Source organism: Paracoccus kondratievae (assembly GCF_009301415.1).
Taxonomy (GTDB): domain Bacteria; phylum Pseudomonadota; class Alphaproteobacteria; order Rhodobacterales; family Rhodobacteraceae; genus Paracoccus; species Paracoccus kondratievae.
This window is the reverse complement of sequence record NZ_CP045074.1, coordinates 148,106-167,463: the sequence shown is the minus strand read 5'-3', so window position 1 is coordinate 167,463 and position 19,358 is coordinate 148,106. Positions and strand designations below refer to the sequence as shown.

Annotated in this window: 19 protein-coding genes; 9 read left to right on the top strand and 10 right to left on the bottom strand. The window is 63.3% G+C overall.

Annotation, left to right across the window (positions count from 1 at the left end):
• Positions 1-12: 12 nt before the first annotated feature.
• Genes ubiV through ubiT form a run of 3 tightly spaced genes read right to left on the bottom strand, consistent with a single transcriptional unit; the run spans position 13 to position 2,425 of the window.
• On the bottom strand, positions 13-903 hold the full coding sequence (gene ubiV / locus F8A10_RS19620; RefSeq protein WP_152368269.1) for a ubiquinone anaerobic biosynthesis protein UbiV: 891 nt from the start codon (positions 901-903) through the stop codon (positions 13-15).
• 2 nt (positions 904-905) lie between these two features.
• Positions 906-1,895 (bottom strand): ubiquinone anaerobic biosynthesis protein UbiU, encoded by a 990-nt coding sequence (gene ubiU / locus F8A10_RS19615; RefSeq protein ID WP_029372254.1) that lies wholly within the window; start codon positions 1,893-1,895, stop codon positions 906-908.
• The gene (gene ubiT, locus F8A10_RS19610) at positions 1,895-2,425 is read right to left on the bottom strand and encodes a ubiquinone anaerobic biosynthesis accessory factor UbiT (RefSeq protein ID WP_010397524.1); all 531 of its coding nucleotides are present in this window, start codon (positions 2,423-2,425) and stop codon (positions 1,895-1,897) included. The genes ubiU and ubiT overlap by 1 nt, the downstream gene beginning before the upstream one ends.
• 123 nt (positions 2,426-2,548) lie before the next feature.
• Between ubiT and F8A10_RS19605 the strand changes: the two genes are divergently transcribed.
• Genes F8A10_RS19605 through ric form a run of 3 tightly spaced genes read left to right on the top strand, consistent with a single transcriptional unit; the run spans position 2,549 to position 5,272 of the window.
• Positions 2,549-4,018 carry a UbiD family decarboxylase gene (locus F8A10_RS19605; RefSeq protein WP_010397527.1) on the top strand — a complete coding sequence of 490 codons (1,470 nt, stop codon included), beginning with the start codon at positions 2,549-2,551 and terminating at the stop codon, positions 4,016-4,018.
• Positions 4,015-4,614, top strand: coding sequence for a UbiX family flavin prenyltransferase (locus F8A10_RS19600; RefSeq protein ID WP_152368268.1), 600 nt, complete (start codon positions 4,015-4,017; stop codon positions 4,612-4,614). Before F8A10_RS19605 ends, F8A10_RS19600 begins: the two co-directional genes overlap by 4 nt.
• The gene (gene ric / locus F8A10_RS19595) at positions 4,607-5,272 is read left to right on the top strand and encodes an iron-sulfur cluster repair di-iron protein (RefSeq protein ID WP_152368267.1); all 666 of its coding nucleotides are present in this window, start codon (positions 4,607-4,609) and stop codon (positions 5,270-5,272) included. Before F8A10_RS19600 ends, ric begins: the two co-directional genes overlap by 8 nt.
• Before the next feature lie 3 nt (positions 5,273-5,275).
• On the opposite strand, the gene F8A10_RS19590 is transcribed toward ric, so the two are convergent.
• The gene (locus F8A10_RS19590; protein ID WP_152368266.1) at positions 5,276-5,548 is read right to left on the bottom strand and encodes a DUF6522 family protein; all 273 of its coding nucleotides are present in this window, start codon (positions 5,546-5,548) and stop codon (positions 5,276-5,278) included.
• Between the two features lie 159 nt (positions 5,549-5,707).
• Positions 5,708-6,148 carry a pseudoazurin gene (locus F8A10_RS19585; protein WP_010397534.1) on the bottom strand — a complete coding sequence of 147 codons (441 nt, stop codon included), beginning with the start codon at positions 6,146-6,148 and terminating at the stop codon, positions 5,708-5,710.
• Positions 6,149-6,499: 351 nt separating this feature from the next.
• On the opposite strand from F8A10_RS19585, the gene acs reads away from it, so the two are divergent.
• From acs to F8A10_RS19565, 4 genes are all read left to right on the top strand, one after another.
• The gene (gene acs, locus F8A10_RS19580) at positions 6,500-8,461 is read left to right on the top strand and encodes an acetate--CoA ligase (protein ID WP_010397536.1); all 1,962 of its coding nucleotides are present in this window, start codon (positions 6,500-6,502) and stop codon (positions 8,459-8,461) included.
• 204 nt (positions 8,462-8,665) lie between these two features.
• Positions 8,666-8,974 carry a DUF485 domain-containing protein gene (locus F8A10_RS19575; protein ID WP_010397538.1) on the top strand — a complete coding sequence of 103 codons (309 nt, stop codon included), beginning with the start codon at positions 8,666-8,668 and terminating at the stop codon, positions 8,972-8,974.
• The gene (locus tag F8A10_RS19570) at positions 8,971-10,683 is read left to right on the top strand and encodes a cation acetate symporter (RefSeq protein ID WP_010397540.1); all 1,713 of its coding nucleotides are present in this window, start codon (positions 8,971-8,973) and stop codon (positions 10,681-10,683) included. Before F8A10_RS19575 ends, F8A10_RS19570 begins: the two co-directional genes overlap by 4 nt.
• 79 nt (positions 10,684-10,762) lie before the next feature.
• Entirely contained in the window at positions 10,763-11,131 is a 369-nt protein-coding gene (locus F8A10_RS19565) for a response regulator transcription factor (RefSeq protein ID WP_152368265.1), read from the top strand.
• Between the two features lie 12 nt (positions 11,132-11,143).
• Here the strand turns inward: F8A10_RS19565 and F8A10_RS19560 are convergent, their stop codons facing one another.
• The 4 genes from F8A10_RS19560 to F8A10_RS19545 are packed head-to-tail and all read right to left on the bottom strand — an operon-like array spanning position 11,144 to position 14,923.
• The gene (locus tag F8A10_RS19560; protein ID WP_085501657.1) at positions 11,144-11,920 is read right to left on the bottom strand and encodes a heme ABC transporter ATP-binding protein; all 777 of its coding nucleotides are present in this window, start codon (positions 11,918-11,920) and stop codon (positions 11,144-11,146) included.
• Positions 11,917-12,996: a FecCD family ABC transporter permease gene (locus F8A10_RS19555; protein WP_085501656.1), complete on the bottom strand. Its 1,080-nt coding sequence runs from the start codon at positions 12,994-12,996 to the stop codon at positions 11,917-11,919. The genes F8A10_RS19560 and F8A10_RS19555 overlap by 4 nt, the downstream gene beginning before the upstream one ends.
• Positions 12,996-13,886, bottom strand: a complete 891-nt coding sequence (locus F8A10_RS19550; protein WP_085501655.1) for a heme/hemin ABC transporter substrate-binding protein — start codon at positions 13,884-13,886, stop codon at positions 12,996-12,998. The genes F8A10_RS19555 and F8A10_RS19550 overlap by 1 nt, the downstream gene beginning before the upstream one ends.
• The gene (locus tag F8A10_RS19545; protein WP_152368264.1) at positions 13,883-14,923 is read right to left on the bottom strand and encodes a hemin-degrading factor; all 1,041 of its coding nucleotides are present in this window, start codon (positions 14,921-14,923) and stop codon (positions 13,883-13,885) included. Before F8A10_RS19545 ends, F8A10_RS19550 begins: the two co-directional genes overlap by 4 nt.
• Before the next feature lie 150 nt (positions 14,924-15,073).
• Here F8A10_RS19545 and F8A10_RS19540 point away from each other — a divergent pair, with 150 nt between their 5' ends.
• Positions 15,074-17,137 carry a TonB-dependent receptor domain-containing protein gene (locus F8A10_RS19540; RefSeq protein ID WP_152368263.1) on the top strand — a complete coding sequence of 688 codons (2,064 nt, stop codon included), beginning with the start codon at positions 15,074-15,076 and terminating at the stop codon, positions 17,135-17,137.
• A gap of 59 nt (positions 17,138-17,196) precedes the next feature.
• Here the strand turns inward: F8A10_RS19540 and F8A10_RS19535 are convergent, their stop codons facing one another.
• On the bottom strand, positions 17,197-17,400 hold the full coding sequence (locus tag F8A10_RS19535) for a P-loop NTPase family protein (protein WP_152368262.1): 204 nt from the start codon (positions 17,398-17,400) through the stop codon (positions 17,197-17,199).
• 634 nt (positions 17,401-18,034) lie between these two features.
• Between F8A10_RS19535 and ugpB the strand changes: the two genes are divergently transcribed.
• Positions 18,035-19,330 carry a sn-glycerol-3-phosphate ABC transporter substrate-binding protein UgpB gene (ugpB, locus tag F8A10_RS19530; RefSeq protein WP_010397559.1) on the top strand — a complete coding sequence of 432 codons (1,296 nt, stop codon included), beginning with the start codon at positions 18,035-18,037 and terminating at the stop codon, positions 19,328-19,330.
• Positions 19,331-19,358: the final 28 nt, after the last annotated feature.

Here is a 19,358-nt window from a genome sequence, read left to right as displayed (position 1 = left end):
ATCCGAAAAGGGTCAGGGGCAGGGGGTTGCACCGGGCTGCGCGTCAAGAAAACCTTGCGCAAAGACCGTGCCGGGCAGAATGCGCCGCAGGTCGGAAAGCGCATCGGGCGCAGGCAATCCATTTTCAAGAATCTGCGCGTAAATATTTATGATATCATCAAAATTATCTTGCTGAGGCGACAGGCGCAGGCCGCTTATGCCTGCCTCGCGCAGCGCCGCGGCGTGCGGGGCGGCGGTCATGTGGGCGTGGCTCAGCGTCTGGACGCCATTCACGGTCAGGAAAGGCTGGCCCTCTAATGTCTCGACAAGGCGGCCGTCGGGGTCTTCGGCGCAGACGAACTGGCAGTTATCCTTGGCCCGATCATGTAACCGCGCGTGATAACACCGACCCGAGATTGCCAGCGGTGCGCGGCCATGGCCCCAGACCTCGACCGCGACGCCCGCCTGACGGCCCGCGCGGGCAAGCTGCACGACCGAGGCAAGAGGTAGCTCGGGCGGCAGGCAGATGCGGCGCGCGCCTTTCGCGGCAAGCCATTCCAGCGTGCCCTCGTTATAAACGTTCACGGTCGGGCCGACCCAAAAGGGTGCGCCCTCGGGCAGGTGCTGAAGCGCCCCCAGATCGGCAATCTCGACCGGCAGGTCCGAGGCAAACAGCCCGGCTGTCTGCCGCCGCTCGCGCTTTAGCGTGATGAGTGTCAGCGTGGACAGCGCGACCTCTTTGCCGGCGGCTTGCAGGGCCTCGACAGCGGCCGGGATCTCGTGCTGCCAGAAGGGCAGGCGTTTCGAACAGACCCATTCCCCGATCACCACCCGCTGAACCGGAGTGCTGGCGAGCCTCTGGTAAAAGGCGCGGACCTGCTCTGCGCTCCAGAAAAAGGCGATGGGGCCAATGGTCAGATCCATGTTCATCTCCATGTCTTGGCATAGGCGCCGGTGGTCGCGGCCTGCCCCTCGGTCAGCCGGGCCAGCAGCCCCTCGGGCATCGGTGCGCCCTGATCGGCGGCCTCGACCGCGGCGCGAAATGCGCGCACCACCTGCGCCACATAGGCGCGCGACCGCTGCCGCCCCTCGATCTTCAGGGCGGTGACGCCGGCTTTTTGCAGGGCCGGGATCAGCCGGGTTGCATCAAGGCTGACCGGATCCTCAAAAATATGGCCGGTCTGGCTGCTGCCATCGCCGGGCGAGGTAAAGCAGCCCTTGCACAGCGTCGGATAGGGTACAGGCATGCCCTTGGGCGTGCGGTGGATCAGGAATTCGCCCAGCCGCGCCTCATGATTGCCGCCGGTATCGGCATAGGCAACGTGGCTGGCGGGTGAGCAGACGCCGTTCATATTCGGCGAAAGTCCAGTGGCGTATGAGGATAGCGAACAACGCCCCTCGGCCATCACACATAGCCCGCCAAAGACAAAGACTTCGGTTTCGATGTCGATTTCGCGGTTGATGGCGGTGATTTCCTCGACCGAAAGCACACGGGGCAGAACCACCCGGCGAATACCAAAGGTTCGGGCATGGAAATTGATCGCGTCGGGATTGGCGGCGGCCGCCTGAACCGAAAGATGCAGTCGCAGATGGGGATGGGTCTGGGCCGCATGGGCGATCAGCCCCGGATCGGCAAGGATCACGGCATCGGCGTCCAGACCTGCTGCATCGCTGACGGCGCGGTGCCACAGTGCCTGATCACCCGCGCGGGGAAAGGTGTTGATCGCAATCAGCACCTTGGCGCCGCGGGCATGGGCATAGGCGATGCCCTGGGCCATTTCCTCGCGGCTGAAGTTCAGGCCGGGAAAGTTGCGGGCATTGGTTTCATCGGCAAAGCCGCAATAGACCGTATGTGCGCCAGCATCGACTGCTGCACGCAAAGCTGCCGGGGTTCCGGCCGGACAGACCAGCTCCATCATGGCAATACCTCTTGTCGGGACAGGATCAGGCCGCTTTTGCGCGCGGCCAGGGCCGAGCCGCGCCGCAGCCAGCCGCCAAACTGGCCGGACAGGGCGGCCAGTTCCTCGGTCAGGTCCAGTTCGGCGTCGTCCAGCGCATTGCGCAGCGCCAGCACGGCAGAAGTGTCGCCGCCGATCTGCAACTCGCCGGAAAAGAACAGCGCATCCCCGTCCTCGGCCCCGTGCAGCATGGCAAGAAAGGCGGCAAGCCCGCCACGGATCGCGGCGTCATGCGCAGGCTCAGGCGTGCGGCGGGAATGGGCGCTCAGACGCCGCGCCTCGGGCTGCATCAGCAAAAGAAACGGCCCGTCGCGGACATCAAGCAGAAATCGCGCGCCGGCATAGGGGCCAAGCCGCGACAGGATCGACGGGTTTCGCTGGGCGATGCGGCGCAGAAAAGCCGTCAGCGCCAGCCCAAGGGCCGGGCGGGCAAGCGGCGGGGGCGGAAGCCGCGTCAGCAGCGGCAGCAGGGCAGGGCGCTGGGTCATGCCAGACGGTCTAGGCCGGTTAATCGGGGTTGTGATTGATCTTCGTCAAGTCATGCGCGGAATTTGCCGCCTAGCTTTGCGCCCATCATCGCCCGCCTTGTCGCGGGCCCGACGGAGCCAGCGATGCGCAGCCTTCCCCCTTTTCCTGATCTGCGGTCCTTTCTGTCCTGGCTGGAGGCGCGGGGCGAGCTCGCGCGCATCGCCGAGCCCGTGTCGTTGCGCCATGAGATGACGGCTGTCGAATTGGCCTGCTTGCGCCGGGGCGGCCCTGCGCTGCGCTTTGACAACCCGCAGGGTGCGCGCATCCCGGTCATCGCCAACCTGTTTGGTACCCGCGCGCGGGTCGCGGCGGGCCTTGGTCTGGAACCGGATAAGATCGTGGAGTTCGGCGAGTTTCTGGCTGCGCTGCGCAGCCCGCCGCCGGTCGAGGGGATGCGGGATGCCATGTCGCGCTGGCCGATGCTGCGCGCGGCACTAAGGATGCGGCAGCGGTTTTTGCGTCATGGCCCGGTGCAGGAGGCCGAGCTATCGGACCTTGATGCCCTGCCGGTCCAGACCCCCTGGCCCAATGACGGCGGGCCGCTGATTACCTGGCCAGTGGTGCTGACCCGGCCAGAGGACAGCCGTGCCGGGGATCTGACGCGCTATAACCTTGGTGTTTACCGCGCGCAGGTTCTGGCGCCCGACCGGCTGATTCTGCGCTGGCTCGCCCATCGCGGCGGTGCGGCACATCATCGCTCATGGGAAAGGGCGGGTAAGGCGATGCCGGTCGCCATCGCCCTTGGCGCGGATCCCGCGCTGTTGCTTGCCGCTGCTTTGCCTCTGCCTGAAACGGTTTCAGAGCTGGGGTTTTCGGGGGTGCTGCGCGGCGCGCGGACCGAGCTTGTCGCGGCGAAAACCGTGCCGTTGATGGTACCCGCCCGCGCCGAGGCGATTATCGAGGGCTGGATCCACCCCGGAGAGACCGCGCCCGAAGGGCCGTTCGGCGATCACACCGGCTATTACAATGCCGTTGAGCCTTTCCCGGTCATGCGCGTCAGCCGCATCACCTGTCGCGAGGCGCCGCTTTACCTCTCGACCGTCACCGGACGGCCACCTGATGAACCCTCGGTCATTGGCGAGGTTTTCAACGATCTGGCGCTGCCTGTGATCCGCACCCAGATCCCCGAGATTACCGATCTGTGGCTGCCGCCCGCTGCCTGTTCCTATCGCATGGCGGTGGTGGCGATCGACAAACGTTATCCCGGTCAGGCGCGACGGGTGATGATGGCGCTGTGGGGGATGCTGCCCCAGTTCAGCTATACCAAGATGATCGTGGTCGTGGACCGCGACATTGATGTGCGCAGCTGGGACGATATCGTCTGGGCAATCTCGACCCGAATGGACCCGGCCCGCGACACGGTGCTGCTGGACCGCACGCCGATGGATTACCTTGATTTTGCATCGCCCCTTGAGGGGCTGGCGGGCAAGCTTGGCCTTGATGCGACCACAAAGATCGGGGCGGAGATCAGCCGCGAATGGGGCCGCGTCATGCACCTTGATCCGCAGCATGAGGCACGGGCCGAGGCTCTGCTTGCGACGGTGCTGCCATGAGGGTGGTGCTTGGCGTCTCGGGTGCGTCAGGCGCGGCGCTGGCGCTGGATTGTGCCCGGGCGCTGACCCGCGTGGGGGCTGACGTTGATCTGGTTGTCTCGCCCATGGCCAAGCGTACGCTTGCCACCGAGGTCGGCGCCGGGGCGTTGGCTGATCTGTGCGCCATGGCGGCGCGGGTCCATGCCCAAGGGGACCCCGGGGCCGAGATCGCCTCGGGCTCATGTCCGGTCGCGGGAATGATCGTTGCGCCTTGTTCGATGCGCAGCCTTGCTGCCATTGCCCATGGGCTGGACGATGGGCTTTTGACCCGCGCCGCCGGGGTTCAGCTCAAGGAACGCCGGCCGCTCATCCTGCTTGCGCGTGAGGCGCCGCTGACGTTGGCGCATCTCGACAATATGCTGGCTGCAACGCGGATGGGGGCGGTGATCCTGCCGCCCGTCCCGGCGTTTTACCTGCGCCCGCAAAGCCTTGCCGAAGTCACCGCCCAGATCGCCGCCCGCGCGGTCGATCTGCTGCGCCTCGGCCCGCCTCTGGCGCGGGCGTGGAGCCCGGCCAATCCCCCTGTGAACCCCTGCGAAGGAGATACCCATGACTGACATCACCTTTGGCTCCACAGCCATTGTCGGCGACATTGCGGCCCGGCTGCCCGGCGCGGCAGAGGTCTTTCGCCGCGCCGGCATCAGTTTTTGCTGCGGGGGCAATGTCGCACTGGCCGAAGCGGCTGAGAAAGCCGGTGTGCCGCTGGCCACGCTCAGCGCCGAATTGCAGGCGCTGAGCGATCGGGCCGGACGCGATGCCCCCTCTGAGACACCGGCGCTGATCGAACATATCCTGACCCGTTATCATCGGACCCACCGGCAAGAGCTGGCCTTTCTGATCAGCCTCGCTGAGCGGGTCGAGGCAGTGCATGGCGATCACGAAGAGGCCCCCTTGGGCCTGACCGAGGCGCTGGTCTTGCTGCGGGACGAACTTGAATCGCATATGGCCAAGGAAGAGGCGGTGCTGTTCCCCTCGATCCTGCAGGGGGCGGGGGCAATGCTTGCCGGGCCGATCCGGGTGATGCAGGCCGAGCATGAGGATACCGGGCAGGTCCTGCACAGGATCGAACATGTGACCCGTGGCCTGACCCTGCCTGCAGGGGCCTGTGGTTCATGGACGGCGCTTTACACCGGGCTGCGCAAGCTTTGCGACGACGTGGTCGCCCATATCCACCTTGAAGAAGAGGTGCTCTTTCCCCGCGCCCTGACCTCGTAAGACTTAACCCGGGGCAGCATTGCGGGCGGGGATGTCAAAACGCGCGCGCTTGAGGATCCGGCCCGCCTGATCAACGGTCAGCCGCAGCGCGCGGCCCTTGAAAAAGAAGGTCAGGCGATGGCGTCCGGCGTCCTCACCCTCGCCGGTCTCACAGCGGGTGGTGATCCGGCTCGTGCGCATCAGTTCGGGCACGCGGTCCGGTTCAAGGCCAAAGGCTTCGGCCAGCTCATGCGCATCGACCACGAAACCTTGTTCGGTCACGTCGATCCTGTCCATGCCAGATCCCTCCGGGTGGTTGCTTGCGACATATGGGCATGCGCGGGTCATTTTGCCATGGCGAAAACCTGAACGCACCGGCCCGAAGCTGCAGGAATGGCAAAGGGCGCGATCGGATCGCGCCCATCTCTGTCTTGCTGCCGTTTGAAAAACGCTGCCTCAGTTCACCTGAGTCAGCCCGGCATCCATGCGCTCGCGCGCTTTCTTGGGCATCTTGGCGGTCTTGGCGGCCTCAAGATTTGCCGGGGCGTCGCCGACCTGTACCAGCCCGACCATGCCCATGCCGAAATGCGGGGTGCATTTCACACCGTAAAGGCCGGGTTCGGTCACGGTCAGGGTGTAGGTATCGTTGACCTTGCTTTTGAAGGGCTCGACGCCTTCGGGCAGGATATCCTTGATCGCTTCGACGTTATGGCTTTTGTCGGTGGGAATAAAGGTGATCACATCGCCAGGCTCGGCGCGGACAAAGCCCGGCTCGAACACCATGGCGCCAGTCTCACCCTTGTTGAGCATGTGCACCTCATGGGTTTCGGCACCCGCAGGCAGGGCAAGGCCAAGCGCCACCATGATGGCTGCGACGGCAAGGGGTTTGTGAAACATCACGGTCTCCTTGGTAAACTGGGCGCATGACGACCCATCGCCCCTGTCCTGATCCTGTTCCGGCTCAGGCGACTTGATGAAAATCAAGCAAAAAGGAAATTACTCGGATTTCTGCCGACCAGATTGCCGCAGGCTAAGACCACAGATCTGTCCGATTTGTGAAAAATTTACAAATTCATTAGAATAGCCGTCAATTTTTTTACAAAAAATTCCTTTATAAAAAAAGGTTTACTGAAAATAGAAACTGGGATTAACATGCAAACTGATCGGCGACCGCTGCCCCCGTGCGGCACCTGAGAGGAGGGTGGGGGTAAAGCGACCCGATGCGGATTGCTATTGAGGAGGCGTGCCATGTCCGTTGAAAAGGTTTTGAAACATCCGATTCCTCCTGGATTTGAGGATGTTCATATTGGTCCTGGTGACTACGCCCGTCTTTATGCCGAATCGATTTCCGACCCTGAGGGGTTCTGGCGGCGCGAGGCTGGCCGGCTGGAGTGGATCGAGCCCTTTACCAAGGTGAAGAACACCGATTTCACCATGGGCAAGGTGTCGATCAAATGGTTTGAGGACGGGGCGCTGAACGCCTCGGTGAACTGTATCGACCGCCATCTGCCGCAGCGTGCCAGCCAGACGGCGATCCTCTTTGAACCCGATGACCCCAGCCAGCCCGCGCGCCACATCACCTATGCCGAGCTTTCCGAAAAGGTGAACCGCTTTGCCAATGTGCTGCTAAGCCAGGGGGTGATGCGGGGCGACCGGGTGGTGATCTATCTGCCGATGATCCCCGAAGCCGCTTATGCCATGCTGGCCTGTGCGCGCATCGGTGCGATCCATTCGATCGTCTTTGCCGGTTTCTCGCCCGATGCGCTGGCCAACCGCATCAATGACTCGGGTGCCAAGCTGGTCATCACCGCCGACACCGCGCCGCGCGGCGGGCGTAAGACCGCGCTGAAATCGAACACCGATGCCGCGCTTTTGCATTGCTCGGACCGGGTGCGCTGCCTTGTGATCAAACATACCGGCGACCAGACCACCTGGATCGACGGGCGTGACGTCGATGTGCTGGCGATGATGGAGCAGGTCAGCCCCGACTGCCCGCCGCGCCCGATGAATGCCGAGGACCCGCTGTTCATCCTTTACACCTCGGGTTCGACCGGCAAGCCCAAGGGGGTAGTCCATACGACCGGGGGCTATCTGCTCTATGCGGCGACGACCTTCCAGTATGTGTTCGACTATAAAGAGGGCGACATTTTCTGGTGCACGGCCGATGTGGGCTGGGTGACGGGTCACAGCTACATCATTTACGGCCCTCTGGCCAATGGCGCGACGACGCTGATGTTTGAGGGCGTGCCGACCTGGCCTGATCCGGGCCGGTTCTGGGCGGTGTGCGAAAAGCACAAGGTCACCCAGTTTTACACGGCGCCGACCGCGATCCGGGCGCTGATCAGCCAGGGCCCGGAATGGGTTGAAAAGCATGATCTGTCGAGCCTGCGGATTCTTGGTACGGTGGGTGAGCCGATCAACCCCGAGGCCTGGAACTGGTATGACAAGCATGTCGGCAAGGGCCGCTGCCCGATTGTTGACACCTGGTGGCAGACCGAGACCGGGGGGCATATGCTGACCTCTCTGCCCGGCGCGATCGAGGCCAAGCCCGGCTCGGCGACGCTGCCCTTCTTTGGGGTCAAGCCGGTTGTCCTGGACGCTCAGACCGGCGCTTTGGTGGAGAAGGAGGGCGAGGCGGTCGAGGGTGTCTTGTGCATTGCCGACAGCTGGCCGGGTCAGATGCGGACGGTCTGGGGCGATCACCAGCGCTTTATGGAGACCTATTTCCAGCAATATCCGGGCCATTACTTTACGGGTGACGGCTGCCGTCGGGATGAGGACGGGTATTACTGGATCACGGGCCGGGTTGACGATGTGATCAACGTGTCCGGCCACCGGATGGGCACGGCCGAGATTGAATCGGCGCTTGTCGCGCATGAGAAGGTGGCCGAGGCGGCGGTGGTTGGTTACCCCCATCCGCTGAAAGGTCAGGGCATTTATGCCTATGTGACGCTGATGAACGGTGTTGAGCCAAGTGATGAGCTGCGTCTGGATCTTGAGAAATGGGTCCGCACCGAGATTGGCCCGATTGCCAAGCCTGACCTGATCCAGTGGGCTCCGGGGCTGCCGAAGACGCGCTCTGGCAAGATCATGCGCCGCATCCTGCGCAAGATCGCCGAGGACGATTTCGGCAACCTTGGCGACATCTCGACCCTCGCAGACCCGGGCGTCGTCGATGAGCTCATAACAAACCGCATGAACCGTCACTGACGCAGGGGCCGGCCTGAGGACGTCGGCCCTGAAGCCAGACAAGATTATCCACGGGCGTGCATGGCGCCCGTGGGGTGGCTGCGGCTGGCCGGGAGGCTGCCAGTAACGCGCCGCTTCTTCTTAAGAGGAGGGCCCGCCCGCGCCGGCCTTGACCCGGTGCGGACAGGATAACCGCAGATCGTGGCAGTGGAGGAGCACGACCCGATGGAAGAAGAACTCGTCGAAAGGATCGTCCGCGATCCGAATTACCAGGCACTGAAGGAAAGACGAACCCGCTATGGCTGGGTGCTGACGATTGCGATGCTGGTCGTCTATTACGGCTATGTCCTGCTTATCGCCTTTGACAAAGAGCTGCTTGCCGCCCGTATCGGCTCGGGCGTCATGACCTGGGGCATCCCGCTGGGCTTTGGCGTGATCATCTTTACCATTATCATCACCGGTATCTACCTGCGCCGTGCGAACAGCGAGTTCGACGATCTGAGCGAGAAGATCCGGCGGGAGGCGCTGAAATGACCGTCAAGATCCTGCGCAAGGGCCTGATCGCTGCGGCCCTGACCGTCCCGGGGGCCGCCCTGGCCGATGTGATCCAGGGGGGCGAAAAACAGGCCACGAACTGGACCGCGATCGTGATGTTTGCCGTCTTTGTTCTTGGGACGCTATATATCACCAAATGGGCAGCCTCTCGCACCAAATCGGCGGCGGATTTCTATACCGCCGGTGGTGGCATCACCGGCTTTCAGAACGGGCTGGCGATTGCCGGGGACTACATGTCGGCGGCATCGTTCCTTGGTATCTCGGCTGCGGTGATGACCACGGGCTATGACGGGCTGATCTATTCGATCGGTTTCCTCGTCGGCTGGCCGATACTGACCTTTCTGCTGGCTGAACGGCTGCGCAACCTCGGCCGGTTCACCTTTGCCGACGTGGCGGCCTTTCGCTTTGCCCAGGCGCCGGTGCGCATCTTTGCCGCCTCGGGTACGCTGGTCGTGGTGGCTTTTTACCTGATCGCGCAGATGGTGGGCGCGGGCTCGCTGATTCAGCTGCTGTTCGGCCTTGATTACTGGATCGCAGTGGTGATCGTCGGCGCGCTGATGATGATCTATGTCCTGTTCGGTGGCATGACCGCGACGACCTGGGTGCAGATCATCAAGGCCTGCCTGCTGCTCGGCGGCGCCTCGTTCATGGCCTTTATGGTCATGTGGCGCTATGGTTTCAGCCCCGAAGCGATGTTTGCCGATGCGGTGCGCATCAAGACCGAGATCGCCACTGCTTCGGGCAAGACCGCAGAAGAGGCCGCCGTTGCCGGTCAGTCCATCATGGGGCCGGGCACCTTTATCAAGGACCCGATCTCGGCGATCAGCTTTGGCATGGCGCTGATGTTCGGTACTGCGGGCCTGCCGCATATCCTGATGCGCTTCTTTACCGTTCCCAGTGCCAAAGAGGCGCGCAAATCGGTGATGTGGGCGACCGGCTGGATCGGCTATTTCTACCTGCTGACCTTTATCATCGGCTTTGGCGCCATCGCCTTTGTCCTGACCAACCCCGAGTTTCTGGACGGGACCGGCGCATTGGTCGGCGGCAGCAATATGGCGGCCGTGCATCTGGCCCATGCGGTCGGCGGCAACGTGTTCCTGGGCTTTATCTCGGCCGTGGCCTTTGCCACCATCCTTGCGGTGGTTGCGGGGCTGACGCTGTCGGGGGCTTCGGCGGTCAGCCATGACCTTTATGCGACCGTGATCAAGAACGGCAACCCCGCGCCGGGCAGTGAACTGCGCGTCTCGCGCATTACCACCATCGTCCTGGGGATCGTCGCGGTGGTGCTGGGCATTGCCTTCAAGAACCAGAACATCGCCTTCATGGTGTCCTTGGCCTTTGCGGTGGCGGCCTCGGCCAACTTCCCGGTGCTGTTCATGTCGGTGCTGTGGAAGGATTGCACCACCCGTGGCGCGGTTGTCGGCGGCTTCCTCGGGCTTATCTCGTCGGTGGTGCTGACGGTGCTGTCGCCCTCGGTCTGGGAGGCGACGCTGGGTAACCCCGCAGGTTCGGCCCCCTTCCCCTATACCTCGCCCGCGCTGTTTTCGATGACGCTTGCCTTCCTTGGCATCTGGCTCGTGTCAAAGATGGACAATGGCGCACGGGCGCGTATCGACCGGGCGGGTTTCCTTGCCCAGCAGGTGCGCTCTGAAACCGGGATCGGCGCGGCCCAGGCCTCGTCGCACTGAAAAAAGGCGGCCCGCCCCCCGCAGACGGGGGCGGGCCGTTACCGTTCCGCATCCGGTTGCGGATGTTGCGGAGGGGATGATGGCCCACATCCTGATCGTCGAGGACGAGAATAACATTGCCGCCGCGCTGGAGTTTCTGCTTTTGCGCGCTGGCCACAGCTACAGGCGGATCGCCCGAGGCGCAGGCGCGCTGGACGAAATGCGGGCACGCCGTCCTGATCTGGTGCTGCTTGATATCATGCTGCCCGACATTTCGGGCTATGAGATTGTCGGGGCTGTACGCGCCGACCCGGATCTGCGCATGGTGCGGGTGCTGCTGATGACCGCGCGCGGCTCGGTGGTCGAGCGGCGCAAGGGGCTGGCGCTTGGGGCCAATGGTTTTATTGCCAAACCTTTTGAGCTGTCCGAACTGCGGGCCGAGATCGAGCGGTTGCTGGGCACCCCCTGACCGCCCGCACGTTCAGGCAGCGAGGTGTGGCAGGACCCAAATGCCGCTTTCGGGCGTAGCGTTCACCCGCAGCCGGCAGCCATAGGCGCAGGACAAGGTGTCATCGGACAGCACCTCTTCGGGACGGCCCTGAGCCAGAACGCGGCCGGCACACATCAGCACCAGCCGCTGCGCAAAAAGCGCAGTCAGGTTCAGATCATGCATGACCGCAATCACGCCTCCGCCCGCCCGCGCGTAATCGGCGGCCAGCCGCATGACTGTCAGCTGATGGGCGATGTCGAGGCTGCTGACCGGTTCATCCAGCATCAGCCAGCGCGGGCCGGTTTCCTTATCCACCGGCTGCCAGACCTGGGCCAGCACGCGGGCAAGCTGCACGCGCTGCTGTTCGCCACCCGAAAGCTCTTGATAAAGGCGGCCTGAAAAACCCGGCAGACCGACTGCCGCCAGCGCCTGCGGGATCAGGGCCTCGGTGCGCCCGGCCTGCCCCTCGATCCCGATGCGAACCACTTCGGCAACGGTAAAGGGAAAGGACAGCTCGGCTGCCTGTGGCAGCACGCCGCGGTGGCGCGCCAGTTCTTCGGGCGGCATCCGTGCGATGTCTCGACCGTTCAGGGTGATGCGGCCCCGGCAGGCCAGCTCTCCGGTCAGGCTGCGCATCAGGGTCGTCTTGCCCGAGCCGTTGGGGCCGACGATGGCCGTGAACTCGCCCGCCTGCGCGCTTACCGACACGCCATGCAGCACCTGTTTTCGGCCAAGACTGACCGAGATATCGCTGGCGATCAGGCTCATAGGTCCAGCACTCCGCGATTGCGCAAGAGGATCCACAGAAAGAACGGCCCGCCCATGATGGCGGTGACGATGCCGATCGGCAGCTCGGCCGGGGCGATGACCGTACGGCTGATCATATCGGCGATCAGCAGCGTGACCGCGCCAAGCAGCGCCGAGTTCACAAGCAGCCAGCGGTGATCCGGCCCGCTTGCAAGCCGTAAAAGATGCGGCACGACGATGCCGACAAAACCGATCCCGCCCGAGACCGCCACCGCGGCCCCGGTTGCTGCGGCGACAGTCAGGATGGCGCGGTTCTTGACCTTTTGCACCCGGATACCGACATGGGCGGCCGCGGCCTCACCCAGCGCCAGCGCGTTCAGCCCGCGTGCCAGCCATGGCGCATGGATCATTGCCAGCGCCATGATCGGCGCGGCCACCAGAAGCTTGGGCCAGTTCGCCCCGGCCAGCGAGCCAAGACTCCAGAAGGTCACATCGCGCAATTCGCGGTCATCGGCGCGCAGGATGACCAGCCCTGAAACGGCCCCGATGATCGCCCCCAATGCAATCCCGGCAAGCAGCATGGTCGCAACCGAGGTGCGCCCCCGCCGCGTGGCGATGCGGTAAAGCGTGATCGTCGTGGCCCAGCCACCGGCAAAGGCCCCGACCGGCACCAGATACCAGCCGAAAAGCCCGGTCAGCCAGCCGGGCAGGGCGCTGGCCAGAACTATGGCAAGGATCGCACCCAAAGAGGCGCCCGAGCTTATGCCCACGATGCCCGGGTCAGCCAGCGGGTTGCGAAACAGCCCCTGCATGACCGCCCCCGAAACAGCAAGCGAGGCGCCGACGAAAATGCCCATCAGCACCCGGGGCAGGCGGATATCCATCAGCACAACCCGATCCTGCACCGCAAGTTCGCGCCCGGCCAGAAGGTCCAGTATCGCCTGCGTCAGCGAGGTGCCCGAGGCGCCCCAGCCAAGTGAGATCACCGTCATTACGGCAAGCAGGGCTGCGAGTGCCAGTCCCAGACGGCGGGCGCGTTGGCTGCGGTCGCCCTTGATCCGCTGTGGCGGGCAAAGATCAGGGGACAAGGCGACCATCACGACCCCGCATAGATGAGGTCATGCAGTTCGACCGCTGCCTCGCCGGTGCGGGGACCAAAGCCCAGCAGTTTCAGTCCGTCCATTACCACTACCGCACCCGCACGGCCTGCCGGGGTCTGGGCAAGCGCGGGGATTTTCTGCGCTGCTTCGGCTGCCTCGGCATTGGTGTTGCCGCCATTCATTGTGGCGTCGACCTGTTCATCGCCCCGCGTCATCATCAGGATGACATCGGGGGCGGCGGTAATGATCGCCTCATCAGTGACGGGCTTGTAGCCCTGGAACCCGGCCAGGGCGTTTTCGCCACCTGCCAGGCGAATGATCCCGTCAGCCGCCGTGCCTGTGCCGCCTGCCATGACGCGACCGCCTTGCAGCGAAAGGATGAAAAGGACCTTTTTCGGTGTCCCAACCGCCTGTGAGCGGGCCTGAACGGCCTCAAGATCGGCCGCCAGCTTTTCGCGCAGATCGCGGCCCTTTTCCGGCACGCCAAGCGCCTCGGACACGCGGTCCACCTTGTCGAGCACGCCGGCGATGTCATAGCGCTCGGGCACCGCGACATAGGGCAGGCCCGTCGATTGCAGGACTGCGACCGCCTCGGGCGGGCCGGCACCTTCTTCGGCCAGGATCATGTCAGGCGCGACGTTCAGCACCCCCTCGGGCGACAGCGCGCGCAGATAGCCGACATCGGGCAAGGCATTGGCCTCGGGCGGCCAGTTCGAGGTGGTGTCACGCCCGACAAGCCGCGCCTCTTCGCCAAGCGCATAGATGATCTCGGTGATCGAGCCGCCAAGCGACAGCACGCGCCGGGCCTCGGGGTAGCTTTCGGCAAAGGCAGGCCCGGCAAGCCATGACGGTGTCAGCAGCGCAAGCGCCAGTGCCAGCCGTTTCATGCCGCTGCCTCGGCCAGTTCGGGCAGGCCATCAACCAGCGTCGCCCATGCTGCGGCATCGCCGCCCTTTTCGGGCCGCAGCCCGAAACATTGAAAGATCAGCGCGCCTTCTGCGTCAAAAGCCTCGACCGAGATTGCCGGACCGCGCCGGGTCGGCTTGTCCACCGCCCAGACCTCGGCAACGTGATCGACGCGCAGATGCAGGTTAAAGCGCGGGTCCATGATATTCAGCCACGGCCCCATCGGCTTCAGCGACTGGATGGGTCCCGAGTGGATCTCGATACAGCCCATGTTGCCGACAAAGAACATCACGCCGACGCCCCGGGCGTGGACCCGCTCAAGCAGGGCCGGCACCGCATCGACGGCCAGTTGCCGCACCAGCGGCGCGCCCGCGATGCGGTAAGCGCCCAGCCGGTTCATCTTGAGCCGGCGGGTCAGGATGTTGAACTGGTGGGTATCGGTCATCTCGGCCCATTCGCGGCGCAGGGCCTCGGCGCGCTCGGGGCTGGCCTTGGCGGGCTCGACCGGCGCGCGCGGCGCAAAGCTGGCGCTGTCGGATTGATCGGGCAGCGCCAGATCATGGCAAAGCGCCTGCCATGACGTCAGGTCCGAGGCATCGCGCAGGTGGATCTTGTGCACCGCGTCCCCCGCCGCATCAAAGATCTGGATCGAGCGGCGGGTCCCCGTCTCGGTCTTAAGTTCGACGGCAAATGCATGGACCCAATGGCGCGGAAACATACGCAGGTCGATTTCGGGGTCCACGGTCATGGCGGCATGTTCGCCATCGTGAAATTCGTTATAGGTGCCGATCTTTTCGATCACGCAAGAGCGGTTGCGGGTCAGCGACATCACCTCGCCCAGACCTTGGACAAGGGGGATCAGCCGCCCCGGTTGCGGGTCAATCCGGATCGCACCATGGCCGACCCGCGCAGCGATCAACGCCGCCTCGGGGATGCCCAGCCGTTCGGCCAGATCATAGGGGCGGGTGCTGTTTTCGGCCAGAAAGCGGCGCAGATCGGCGGGGGAATGAACAGTCATTGCTGTGCCTTTCGCTGCTGTTGCATGCCCGTGGCCTTAACCCGGAGCAGTGCGCAAGAATCATTGACAGTTTTACTCAGTTTATTTTACGTCGCGCAAGATGCCAGCTCGCGCCAGCCGGAAACTTCTGGATTTGACGACGGGAAACACATGCCACGCCATTCACTACGCGGCGCGCTGCTGGCCGGAACCGCCGGCCTGACCGCGCTGACCCTGACCACGCCCCTGCTTGCCCAACAGCGCACGGGCGAGGATGAGAAGACCAGGACCACCTTTGTGCTGGATCAGCTGGTGCTGCGCGCCGGAAAGCCCAAAGTCGCGTCCGAGGTACCCCAGTCGGTCTCGGTCGTGGACAGCGAGCAGTTGCGGGACATCGAGGCCGGCCATATCGGCGAGGTCCTGGCGACGGTGCCGGGTGTCGCCGGGGTCGGCTCGGGCAGTTTCTTTGGTCAGGGGTTCAACATCCGCGGCTTTGGCTCGACGGAAATGGCGGCGGCGGAATCCGGCATTGTCCAGCTGATCGACGGCGAAAAGAAATATTACGAATCCTACCGTCAGGGCGCGCTGTTCATTGAGCCGGATTTCCTGCGTCAGGTCGAGGTGCTGCGAGGGCCGGGGTCCTCGACGCTATACGGTTCGGGCGCGCTTGGTGGCGTCATCGCCATGGAGACGATCGAGGCCAGCGACCTGATCGCCGAGGGCAGCACCTTCGGCGGCAAGGCCAAGCTTGGCTATGCCAGCAACCCCGACACGGTCCTGGGCAGCGTTGCGCTTGGCTGGCGCCCGGCCGAGGATTTTGAGGCTCTGGCCGCCTTTGCATGGCGCAAGCTGGGCGATACCAAGGACGCCGACGGCAATACCACCGTGCGCTCGAATTCCAAGACGCCGAACCTGCTGCTGAAAGCCAGGCGCACCTTTGGCGATCAGTATATCGCTTTTTCCTATCAGCATCTGGAAGCCAAAGGCGAAAATCAGGACTTCAATCAGGTCGAGGGCGCGCAGGCCGGACTTTTCCCCGGCTTCACCGGCTGGGGTGTCGGCGATATCACCACCCGCGACCAGACGATGAAACTGACCTGGGGCTGGAATCCGCAGGACAACCGCTACATCGACCTGACCGCGACCCTGTCCTATACCAACACCATGAAGGATGTCCGGCAGGGCGACGACCCGGATGAGCCGATCATGGCTTCGTTGCTGGGCCGGCGGGACTATCAGCTGTGGAAATTCAAGCTGCGCAACGTCTCGGACCTGTCGGGGGCGGGCTATGATCACCACCTGACCACCGGTTTCGACATCATGAAACAGGACCGTTCGTCCAGCGTGCCGTCAAGTTCGCACCCCGAGGCCTATACCCGCGCCTGGGGGGCCTATGCGCTGTCCGAGCTGACCTGGGGCGATCTGACTGTGAACTCGGGTCTGCGCTATGAAAAGCAGCGCACCGAGCCGAAATCCTCGGTGACGGCGACGGACGATAAATACAACTCCGAAGCCATCGAGCCGCAAATCGCAGCGATCTACAGGCTGAATGACAGCTGGTCGGTCTTTGGCTCGGTCGCCTTTGTTCAGCGCATGCCGACGGTTGATGAACTTTACGACAGCTTTCGTGGTGGTGCGCCTTCGCCGGATCTCAAGGATGAAAAGGGCAAGAACCTTGAGGCCGGGCTGTCCTATCGCGGCTCGGATCTGTTCGCCTCGGGCGATGCGGCGGTGATGAAATTGACGCTGTTTCGCAATCATATCGACGACATGATCATGCGCACGAATGGCGCCGCGCCGACCCCGGCCTATGTCAATATCGACCGTGCCTATCTGCGCGGCGGTGAGCTGGAGGCCAGCTACAGCCTTAACAACTGGGAACTGGGCGCCGCCGTTTCGATCGTCGATGGCAAGGATCAGGACGGCAAGGTCCTGGACACGCTGCCAAACGACCGGGTCACGCTGCAGGCGATCTGGCGGCCCAATGACGAGTGGCGACTGGGCCTGCGCAGCACTTTGGCGAAAGGCCGGGACAAAGCGGATGACGAGCATCGCGCGGGCTATGGCGTCCATGACGTCTTTGCCACCTGGGCCCCGCAAACGGGTGCCGCAGCAGGGATCGAGGTTCATATGGGCATCGATAACATCGCCGATCGCGATTACACGCCTGCCACCTGGCTGAGCGGCCCGGCCCCGGGGCGGAACTTTAAACTGTCGGTCTCGCGCAGTTTCTGAGCGGGGCTGCCAGATGCGAAGGCCGGTCCCATCCGGGGCCGGCCGTTTCATTTTAGGGCTCAGTTTGCCCGCCATGTTTGGGCAATCAGCGCGTCATGATCGTCCATCTCGATAACGCGGCCCTCATGTATGACAACGATACGGTCGGTATGGCGGGTTGCGCCCAGCCGATGGGTGATAACCGGCATCCTGCGTCCGATTGCCGGCTTTCCAAGGGACAGGATCGGTGAATTCTTGAGAATGGCGCGGGCATAGTCGCCCATCAGCCCTTAGAATGTGTCGTGGGCAGCGCCACACTGATCACGGTACCAAGGGGCAGCGAGCAGAACCCGCATCGCGGCATATCCGATCAAGGGGTCGCCCCAGACGCCCAGAACCTCAGCCGAGGCATGGGCTCGGTCATTTTCTTCGCGTTAACAGGTCTGCCTGCGGGAATGCTCAACCCCGTTCATTTTGCTTGGTTCATGCGTCGGCTGCTGCCCTCGGGCTCCCCGGGAATCGCAGGTTCCTTGGGGAAAGAAGTTCGCTTTCACGCTATCGTTGTGGATTTGCGGCCCCTTATTGCCTGTTCCACGGGCAGATGAAAAGCCGGGCGATACAGGCTGCAGAGCCGCAGTTTTTGGCATGCGCCAAGATGAAGTAATCTTTGTTACATATTGTTGTCGCGTAATTTTTACAAAGAGCTGCGACAGGGCAGGCGTGACCGGCGCTTTGCCTCCCCGACAGTTTCCATACTGGTCGGTTTGTTTGCGAATTGACACATGCGTCATTGGCAGTGGACAAATTCGAACAGATTCGAAAAGATTCGAACGGGGGGCGGATGGCGGGCGCAGGGGCAACCTTCACAGCCCCGTCCGGGAACAAGAACGCCGAAAGGCATGAATCGGAGGAATATCCATGCGGAAAAACCTGTTCTGGCTGGCCGGTATGATGGCCCTGCCGGTCGCTGCCGAAGCCAAGACCGAAATTTCGTGGTGGCATGCGATGACCGGCGCCAATGCCGAAGTGGTAACCAAGATCGCCAATGACTTTAACGCCAGCCAATCCGACTATGAGCTCAAGCCGGTCTTCAAGGGCACCTATCCCGAGACGCTGAATGCCGGTATTGCGGCCTTTCGCGCCGGGCAGGCCCCGGACATCATTCAGGTCTTTGACGTCGGAACCGGCGTGATGATGGGCGCCCAGGGCGCGATCAAACCGGTCGCCGAAGTGCTGAAAGAAGGTGGCTACGAATTCGACAAGAGCCAGTATCTGCCCGGTATCGTCGGCTATTACTCGACGCCCGAGGGCGATATGCTGTCTTTCCCCTATAACTCGTCCTCGCCGATCCTTTATTATAACAAGGACATCTTCCAGAAGGCGGGCCTTGACCCCGAAACCCCGCCCAAGACCTGGGCCGAGGTCTGGGCGGCTGCCCGCAAGATCAAAGAGTCGGGCGCGGCGACCTGCGGCTATACCTCGACCTGGCTGACCTGGATTCACACCGAGAACTTTGCCGCCTGGAACAACGTCAGCTGGGCGACGAATGAAAACGGCCTTGCCGGCACGCCCGAGCTGAAGATTGACGGACCGCTGTTTGTCAAGCATTTCCAAGAGCTTGCCGATCTGGCCAAAGAGGGCGTCTTTGTCTACGGCGGCCGCACCAGCGAGGCCAAGCAGAACTTTACCTCTGGCGAATGCGGGATTCTGACCGAAAGCTCGGGCGGGCTGGGCGATATCGTAAAATCGGGCATGAACTACGGCATCGGCCAGCTGCCCTATGACGAGACCGCCGAGGGTGCGCCGCAAAACACCACCCCCGGCGGTGCTTCGCTGTGGGTCATGGGCGGCAAGTCGGACGAGACCTACAAGGGCGTCGCTGCCTTCTTCAACTACCTGTCCCAGACCGAGGTTCAGCAGTTCCTGCACGAACAATCGGGCTATCTGCCGGTGACCATGGCTGCCTATGAGGCGACCAAAGGTTCGGATTTCTATCAACAGAACCCGGGCCGCGAAACGCCGATCCAGCAGATGATGGGCAAGGCGCCGACCGAGAATTCAAAAGGGGTGCGCGCGCCTAACCTACCGCAGCTGCGCGACATTCAGAACGAAGAATACGAAAAGATGCTCGCTGGCCAGCAGGACGCGGCCACCGCGCTGAAAAACGCCGTCGAACGCGGCAATGCCGCGATCAAGGAAGCCGTGGGCGGTTGAAACCAGAAGGCGGGCGTTCCGGCGCCCG